This window comes from Alkalibacterium indicireducens (assembly GCF_039522005.1).
In the GTDB taxonomy this organism is placed as follows: domain Bacteria; phylum Bacillota; class Bacilli; order Lactobacillales; family Carnobacteriaceae_A; genus Alkalibacterium; species Alkalibacterium indicireducens.
Map to the genome: position 1 here is coordinate 1 of NZ_BAAADA010000138.1, position 7,551 is coordinate 7,551.

Sequence of the window (7,551 nt, forward strand, 5' to 3'; positions counted from 1 at the left end):
TGTTGTATAATGGACATAAGGAATCCCTCCTGGAGTACGTGTCTTAGTCGACAACCTAATTGTACCATATGGGGGGGGTCCTTTTTTCTATGTTTTAAAAAAGTTGATTTATCAGGTGTTAAACACGACAAATAATTATGAAATTGGCTCAAGTATCAACTAATACTGAGAAATATACAACCATTATATATTGGCAGTCGGACTATCAATATATAATGGTTCAAAAAAGAGACTGGCATCTAGCTCAGCCACATTTTAAAAATTAACGGTTTCCTTTATAGTATTTTCGGTCATTATCACGATAGAATCAGGACCATACATAAAATATTTAATGCAATATAGTGTTGCTAGACCATCGAGTACATAGACGATACGAGGAATGATATTATCCTGACCCAAAAAATAGAGGCAACCAAGTTAAACTCAAAAAGTCCGACTAATAAGTAGTTTACCACACTAATAATTAAAATAACTAAAGCGACTCTGTCCAATGTTTTCATCTTAAAATCTCTCCTTTCTCCTATAAATTTCTGACACCTAGATTATAGTCCTAACCTTTAATATAGCGAGTTATAAGCCTCGATAAAAGCACTATATATTAAAACGAGTAATACTCTCTGAACGGAACATATGAGAGTAAATTATGTCCGAATTAGTGAAAGAATTAATTCAAACTGATATACTGGATACACGGATTTGAATAGACTAAAGGACTAACTTAGTTAATATTGAATTCTTTGTTTAGGAGAGTGTTAAATGAGCGAACAAGTTATCCTTACCAATATGTGTCTGATACGCAACTCTGAAAACCAAGTCCTTGTTCGGGACAGACGAGATAAGAACTGGCCAGGCATTACTTTTCCAGGTGGGAAAATAGAACATGCGGAATCTTTCCAGAAGGCTGTTATTAGAGAAGTATTTGAAGAAAGCGGACTAGTCATTTCTGATCCTGACCTTGTCGGCACCAAGCAGTTTCAGACTGACAAAGACGAACGCTACATCGTTTTGTTATACATAGCAACGCAGTTTACGGGCACTTTGAGGTCTTCTGAAGAAGGAGAAGTATTCTGGATAGACGAATCGGAACTTTCAAACTATAATCTGGTTCCTGACCTAATGGATATGTACAAGGTGATGATTTCTGAAGAATTAAACGAATTTTATTATGCGCGTACTCAGAACGAAGAGTCTGACTGGGAGCTTCAATTACTATAAATGCATCTAATAGAACAGTCGGCTGCTGTCATGAGTACTCTATTAAGGCGGAGAATATGAGAATTCATTGCTCTAAGAAAATGCTCACAGCGATAAAAAATAGTGATGGTATTTTTGGAGATTCAAAGGTTGCTATCGATATGGATTATGATCATGCGACAGATTCGGATGAATTATACGACTGGCACGCGAATGTAGTGGAGCTGACAAGGGCTACTGTATTAGTTGTCCTGATGAATGATAAAACATATTATCCTATAGTTTGCGGGCCAATCAGATTAAGCAAAATAAATAGATTTTTAGCTGATTTCCAGTCCAATCTGCTTCAATTAATGCAGGAAACTAAAATTCCTGAAAGGATTAGGGAGGATTACGTTAATAACTGTAAGAATGTAACCTTTACTAAGACTTTGAACCATAGTAAAGTCAGCCAACTTAGCTCAATAGGATCGGACGCGCTCCACTACGTCTATTACGAAGATTTAAATATAAAGGATATAGATCCTATTAGTATAAGTGTTTGGTTAAGTGATATCTATCGAACAAAAGATGGTGTATTTCAAAAGCCTATTGATCTGTGGTTAGAGGAATGGTAAAGGCGGACACATTAAGTGTAGGGTAATCGTATTTTACTGACTCTGAAAGCTGAAAGTATCAAAGACACCAAGTATCTCGATTAGGTATCCATTCATTGAACTAGTATCATTTAAATCAAGAAGGAGGGGTTGGGGGACCCCAACCTACAAAAGCATTGGAAACAATGAACAACTGTCTGGGTACTATAGGCGGCTTTTCTTTGTTTTTTTGTGGGAGCATATAACGGTCTTGTTTTGCGACGAACTGAGCGCCCTCAATCCAACTGAGTGGGTTCCAAGATCCATCTTTCGACCAACTCGATGGCACGATCACAACTCAGTTGACTGCTCGCGACATCTTTCGACCAACTCAATGGCACGATCACAACTCAGTTGGCTGCTCCCACCATCTTACGACCAACTCAATGGCACAATCACAACTCAGTTGACTGCTCGCGACATCTTTCGACCAACTCAATGGCACGATCACAACTCAGTTGGCTGCTCGCGACATCTTACGACCAACTCGATGGCACGATCACAACTCAGTTGGCTGCTCGCGACATCTTACGACCAACTCGATGGCACGATCACAACTCAGTTGGCTGCTCCCACCATCTTACGACCAACTCAATGGCACGATCACAACTCAGTTGGCTGCTCGCGACATCTTACGACCAACTCGATGGCACGATCACAACTCAGTTGGCTGCTCCCGACAGAGTGAGTCCTTGTCCTCATCAACCATTATCCGATTCCCACCCACTAAGCCTGTCACTTACTGAAGAGGGGACCAAACAACTTAGATGATTAGCCACCAGATATCATCACCCTTAATACGCGCCTGCAACGCTGCTTTATTTCAAAAAAGTTGACTTTAAGTAAGTATAGATTGTATCCTTTATATTAGTGCGTTAAAGGAGACGATTATATTGAACGTTATTAATGGTGTTTTAAATGTGATATACAATGTCAGTTATTTTACCATGCCGATTTTCATTTTACTCCTGGTATTCAATTCAGGATTAAGTGAACACCCAAAAACTATTCTCAAGACAGTCAAAGATAACTGGGGCTTCTTCTTAAGGCTGGTGGCGTTTAACAATGTCATTCTCCCCCTCATTCTCTGGCAGCTTCTCAGGATCATCCCAATAGATCCGGTTTATTCCGCAGCCTTTGTTATTCTATTTTTATGTGCAGGTGCCTCGACAGTCATTGCATTTGTGCAGGAAACAGGTGAGAAGATCACTTATGCTGTTTCAACAATGATCCTGTTGACCTTGTCAACAGTTCTGATTTTACCTATTCTTTTGCCGAGGATGATTGAAGGGGTAGAAATCACTTCTCTTGACCTTATCGGAAGTCTGATTGCGAGTATCCTTCTTCCTTTATCGGCGGGGTCTTTCATGCGACTATTTTTCGAAGACTTGGCATTGAATATTAAGCCTTATACGTTGAAAACACAGAAGGTCATGATGAATATAGCAGTATACGGCATGATGCTGGGGCTTCTACCTGAATTGGTTCAGCTTATCGGGAGTGGTGTGATTACATCAAGCATTCTTATTGTACTAGCATCAGCAGTAATCGGGTATTTGATTGAAATGAAAAATCCCGACCGTGCGATGCAGCTGACTTCCGGATTTGCAGGGGGACAGAGGAATGGTGCAGTTGCATTTGCAGTAGTTTTAAATAACTTTTCTGATCCAGGCATTTTTCTTACGATTGCTGTGACAACGATGATCAGTACAGTGTTGTTCAGCACCTTATCCACTTATATAGGAAAATCAAGACTTAAAGAGGCCGAAACTAGATAAGGTTTCAATTAAAAAAATTACTTGCCGGCCGTGATACCCACGGATTCGGTATGAAGGAGATTAATAATGAATTGGATTACATTTTTTATCGATAAAGCCGTACCTGTAGTTATGGCAATACTTACTTTAATTATTGGATCAAGTCTGATTAAGGTTTTCAACAGACTATTGACGAGACAAGTTAAGAAATCAAAAATGGACGAAAGTCTTAAGCCATTTCTTCTGTCTGTTTTTAGTGTCGTAATGAAGATTCTTCTTATTATTGTTGTAATCGGTATTCTAGGCATACCAACAGCGTCGTTTGTTGCTGTTCTGGGTGCAGGAAGTCTGGCGATTGGTCTGGCTTTTCAAGGCGCTCTGTCTAATCTGGCTGGAGGGGTACTACTTCTGACCATGCGACCGTTCAAGGTAGGGGATTATATTGAAGGATCCGGATACAGCGGAACAGTCAAAGCCATCCAGATTCTTTATACCGAACTGATTACTCCGGACAATAAAATGATCTACATTCCTAACGGCACACTGTCCAATGCTGGAATCGTCAATTATTCTGTTCATGACACCCGACGAGTCGATTTCACTTTCGGAGTTGGATACGAGACAGATACTCAGCATGTGCTGAATGTATTGGAAGGTATTTTAAATAATCATGAGTTGGTCATGTCTGATCCTGAACCGTTTATTCGCCTGTCTGCACATGGAGACAGTGCCGTCGAATATGTTGCGAGAGTATGGGTCAAATCCGAAGATTACTGGACGGTATACTTTGATGTCCTGCAGGAAGTTAAGAAATCCTTTGACCAGGAAGGGATTTCAATTTCTTACCCTTAAATGGATATTCACATGGAAAATTAAATGATAAAGGAAATACTTAAACTAATAAGGGTCTCCTTTTTTCGTCCGATCAATACGGGATCAATTCCTCCAGTGTCATACTACCCTTTGCATTAAGACAAACATTATTCATCATCCTTCCGTTTGGCGAGAACCTTGCATTAAAGGTACTTGCTGGCTTCCCGTATGCTCAAAGAAGCCGTGTCCTGTCAGTGTGTTTCGATGAATTGAGGGACCCATTCAGGATCAGTTTTGCTGTAGTCTCTTAAACTTCAGCCGATTGCTTTATTAATAAAGAATTCATTCTGGTTCAGGTTATTCACTATAATTTCTTCCAGAAGTACAGTGTCTGTTGACTATTACAACGAACTAGAAGATGTGCTATGTACGAGTCTCGACCACGTTGGAAAAGGAGATATTCTCCTGATCACGGGAGCTCGAGGAATGGATTATGGGGCAAAAACTGTTCTGGAAATGCTGCTGGAAAAGAAGACATTGGTTAAAAGGGATGCAGTCATAGATGTATTGAACAAGAAAATAGTGGGAATGGATGACCTGAAACTTGTCGAGTGATTTTCTTTTTAAGAATTTAAAAAAATTTCTAAGATGTCCTCCTGTTTAATGCTATAATGAGTCAGATAATGGACAAGTTACAGGAGGAAGAAATGAAGACAATTGGTTTTGACACAGAAAAGTATTTGAAGGAACAGTCTGCCTATATTCTTGAAAGAGTTGAGAACAGTGACAAATTGTATCTTGAGTTTGGTGGGAAATTAATTGGCGACAAGCATGCCAAACGTGTGCTGCCTGGTTTTGATGAAGATGCCAAGATGAAACTGCTGGCAACATTGAAAGATCAGTCTGAAATTATCATTTGTGTGTATGCAGGAGACATTGAGAGAAACAAGGTGAGAGGGGACTATGGGATTACATACGACCGGGATGTGTTAAGACTCATCGATGAGTACCGGGCATATGGCATTCCAGTGAACAGCGTACTGATTACTCGATACCAGAATCAGCCTAACGTTGATATCTTCATGACCAAGCTTAAACGCAATGGCATAAATGTTCATACGCATAGAGCCATTGACGGTTATCCTACCAATGTCGAAGCAATTGTTGGAGAAAACGGCTTTGCTAAAAATGCTTACATTGAGACTACAAAACCGCTAGTCGTCGTTACAGCTCCAGGAGCTGGAAGCGGAAAACTGGCTACCTGCCTGAATCAGCTCTATCATGAATATGCTAGAGGAAATGAAGCGAGTTATGCAAAATTCGAGACGTTTCCGGTATGGAACCTTCCGCTCAAGCATCCGGTCAATACAGCATACGAAGCAGCTACTGTGGACCTTAAAGATGTTAATATGCTGGACAACTATCACTATGAAGCATACGGGGAAGTTGCGGTCAACTATAATAGAGACACGGAAATGTTCCCAGTTATTAGACGGATTATTGAAAAAATATCCGGAAAATCTTCAGTTTATCAGTCTCCCACAGATATGGGTGTAAACCGGATTAAATCTGGTATTATTAATGATGAAGTAGTCTGTGAGGCGTCCAGACAGGAAATCATCCGCCGCGCATTTTCTATTGAAAATGACTATATAAAAGGTCTGGCTGATGAAGATTCTCTGCGACACATGCAGCTGATCCTTGAAGAAACAGATTTAAAGAAAGAAGATAGAAAACCTGTCTTGATTGCAAGGCAGTATGCAGAAAAGGTACAGAGCAGGATGGATGATACGAGCCTTCAAGCAGTCGTTGCAATCGAGCTGCCTAATGGCAAAGTAGTGACTGGACGCACGACCAGTCTGATGGATGCAGCTGCGGCTGCAATCGTCAACAGCTTGAAATCTTTGGCCAATATTTCTGATGAAATTGATTTGCTGGCTCCTATGATCCTGCAGACGATTCAGACATTGAAAAAAGATGATCTGAAAAGCAAGGTACCTACCTTATCTGCCAACGAGCTGCTTATTGCACTGGCGATCAGTGCGGTAACTAATCCGACCGCAGATCTGGCTTACAGGCAGCTTGACAAGTTGACTGATGCCCAGGCGCACTCAACAGTTATTCTGAACAGCGAAAATGAACAGACAATCAGAATGCTAGGAATAGATATTACGAATGATCCCGTCTATCCAACAGACAATCTGTATTACAATTAAGATTAAAGCTGCCGTCCGCTTATCTCAACTGAGATAGACGACGAGCAGCTACTTTTTTAATTTTTTTGTTTAAGCTGCTTGGCGATGGCCTGTTTAGCCAGATTGTCCGCGCCTTTGTTCTGTTTTTCAGGGATCCATTTCACTTCATAAAAACTAAGCTGGGACAACAATTGCTGTATATCATTGAAGATCTCAGCGTAAACGGGATTCTTCATATGATTCTTTCGGATCGACTGGGCGACAAGCTGACTGTCTGTGTGTAATATAGTCCACTCCTGGGTGCGGTCATGATCATGAACCCACTTGACTGCCAGGTAGAAAGCTTTTAATTCTGCCAAGTGATTGTCCAGACAGTTTTCGAGAGGGGCATTAAGCTGTTCATGCAGACCGTCCCCAGCCACTACCAGGCCAGCGCCAGCACGTTGGTTTTTCTGAGATACAGCCGCATCACTGTAAATTTTAAGCATACCTGGATTCTCCTTAATTATTATTTGTTTAAAAATGACGTAGAAAAAAGACCAGTTCCTCTGTGCAACTGATCCTCATTTCTATGTATAAGTAAAATGTATTATTCAGCTTCCACGACTGTAACATTTGTAGCTTGAGGACCGCGTGACCCTTCAACGATATCGAACTCGACTGTCTGACCTTCATTAAGAGCTTTGTACCCTTCCATTGTGATGCCTGTGAAGTGAACGAACACTTCTTCCTCATCACCAAATTGAATAAACCCGTAGCCTTTTTGATTGTTAAACCATTTAACAGTACCTGTAGTCATCGTTTTCCCCCTAAGATTACTCATTATAGTCGGTTATATCCCTCAGTATAAAGGATACGGTGAACCTAGTCAATCATTGCTACAAGGGAGTATGTGTAAAGCTATTCTCGGAAATTTATTCTAGAAATCTGAAACGCAGTTTATTGTTTTTGACTTTC

8 protein-coding genes and 2 pseudogenes are annotated in these 7,551 nt (G+C 40.6%); 6 read left to right on the forward strand and 4 right to left on the reverse strand.

Annotated elements, in window-relative coordinates; all coding sequences use genetic code 11:
• Positions 1–255: 255 nt before the first annotated feature.
• Positions 256–500, reverse strand: a pseudogene (locus tag ABFX15_RS08235) (DUF378 domain-containing protein).
• Positions 501–756: 256 nt separating this feature from the next.
• Here ABFX15_RS08235 and ABFX15_RS08240 point away from each other — a divergent pair.
• The 4 genes from ABFX15_RS08240 (at position 757) to ABFX15_RS08255 (ending at position 4,438) form a co-directional block, all read left to right on the forward strand.
• Positions 757–1,215 (forward strand): 8-oxo-dGTP diphosphatase, encoded by a 459-nt coding sequence (locus ABFX15_RS08240; protein ID WP_346024979.1) that lies wholly within the window; start codon positions 757–759, stop codon positions 1,213–1,215.
• Between the two features lie 56 nt (positions 1,216–1,271).
• Entirely contained in the window at positions 1,272–1,811 is a 540-nt protein-coding gene (locus ABFX15_RS08245; protein WP_346024980.1) for a DUF6933 domain-containing protein, read from the forward strand.
• A gap of 911 nt (positions 1,812–2,722) precedes the next feature.
• Positions 2,723–3,607, forward strand: a complete 885-nt coding sequence (locus ABFX15_RS08250) for a bile acid:sodium symporter family protein (protein ID WP_346024981.1) — start codon at positions 2,723–2,725, stop codon at positions 3,605–3,607.
• 66 nt (positions 3,608–3,673) lie between these two features.
• The gene (locus ABFX15_RS08255) at positions 3,674–4,438 is read left to right on the forward strand and encodes a mechanosensitive ion channel family protein (protein WP_346024982.1); all 765 of its coding nucleotides are present in this window, start codon (positions 3,674–3,676) and stop codon (positions 4,436–4,438) included.
• A gap of 212 nt (positions 4,439–4,650) precedes the next feature.
• Here the strand turns inward: ABFX15_RS08255 and ABFX15_RS08260 are convergent.
• Positions 4,651–4,794, reverse strand: a pseudogene (locus ABFX15_RS08260) (DNA alkylation repair protein); the annotation flags it as partial.
• On the opposite strand from ABFX15_RS08260, the gene ABFX15_RS08265 reads away from it, so the two are divergent.
• Both ABFX15_RS08265 and ABFX15_RS08270 read left to right on the forward strand, forming a co-directional pair.
• Positions 4,787–5,014 (forward strand): hypothetical protein, encoded by a 228-nt coding sequence (locus ABFX15_RS08265; protein WP_346024983.1) that lies wholly within the window; start codon positions 4,787–4,789, stop codon positions 5,012–5,014. The pseudogene ABFX15_RS08260 and the gene ABFX15_RS08265 overlap by 8 nt on opposite strands.
• A gap of 92 nt (positions 5,015–5,106) precedes the next feature.
• Positions 5,107–6,615: a DUF1846 domain-containing protein gene (locus tag ABFX15_RS08270; RefSeq protein WP_346024984.1), complete on the forward strand. Its 1,509-nt coding sequence runs from the start codon at positions 5,107–5,109 to the stop codon at positions 6,613–6,615.
• A 56-nt stretch (positions 6,616–6,671) separates the two neighbouring features.
• Here ABFX15_RS08270 and ABFX15_RS08275 read toward each other — a convergent pair whose 3' ends face one another.
• Positions 6,672–7,082, reverse strand: a complete 411-nt coding sequence (locus ABFX15_RS08275; RefSeq protein ID WP_346024985.1) for a ribonuclease HI family protein — start codon at positions 7,080–7,082, stop codon at positions 6,672–6,674.
• 101 nt (positions 7,083–7,183) lie between these two features.
• Entirely contained in the window at positions 7,184–7,393 is a 210-nt protein-coding gene (locus tag ABFX15_RS08280) for a cold-shock protein (protein WP_091268131.1), read from the reverse strand.
• Positions 7,394–7,551: the final 158 nt, after the last annotated feature.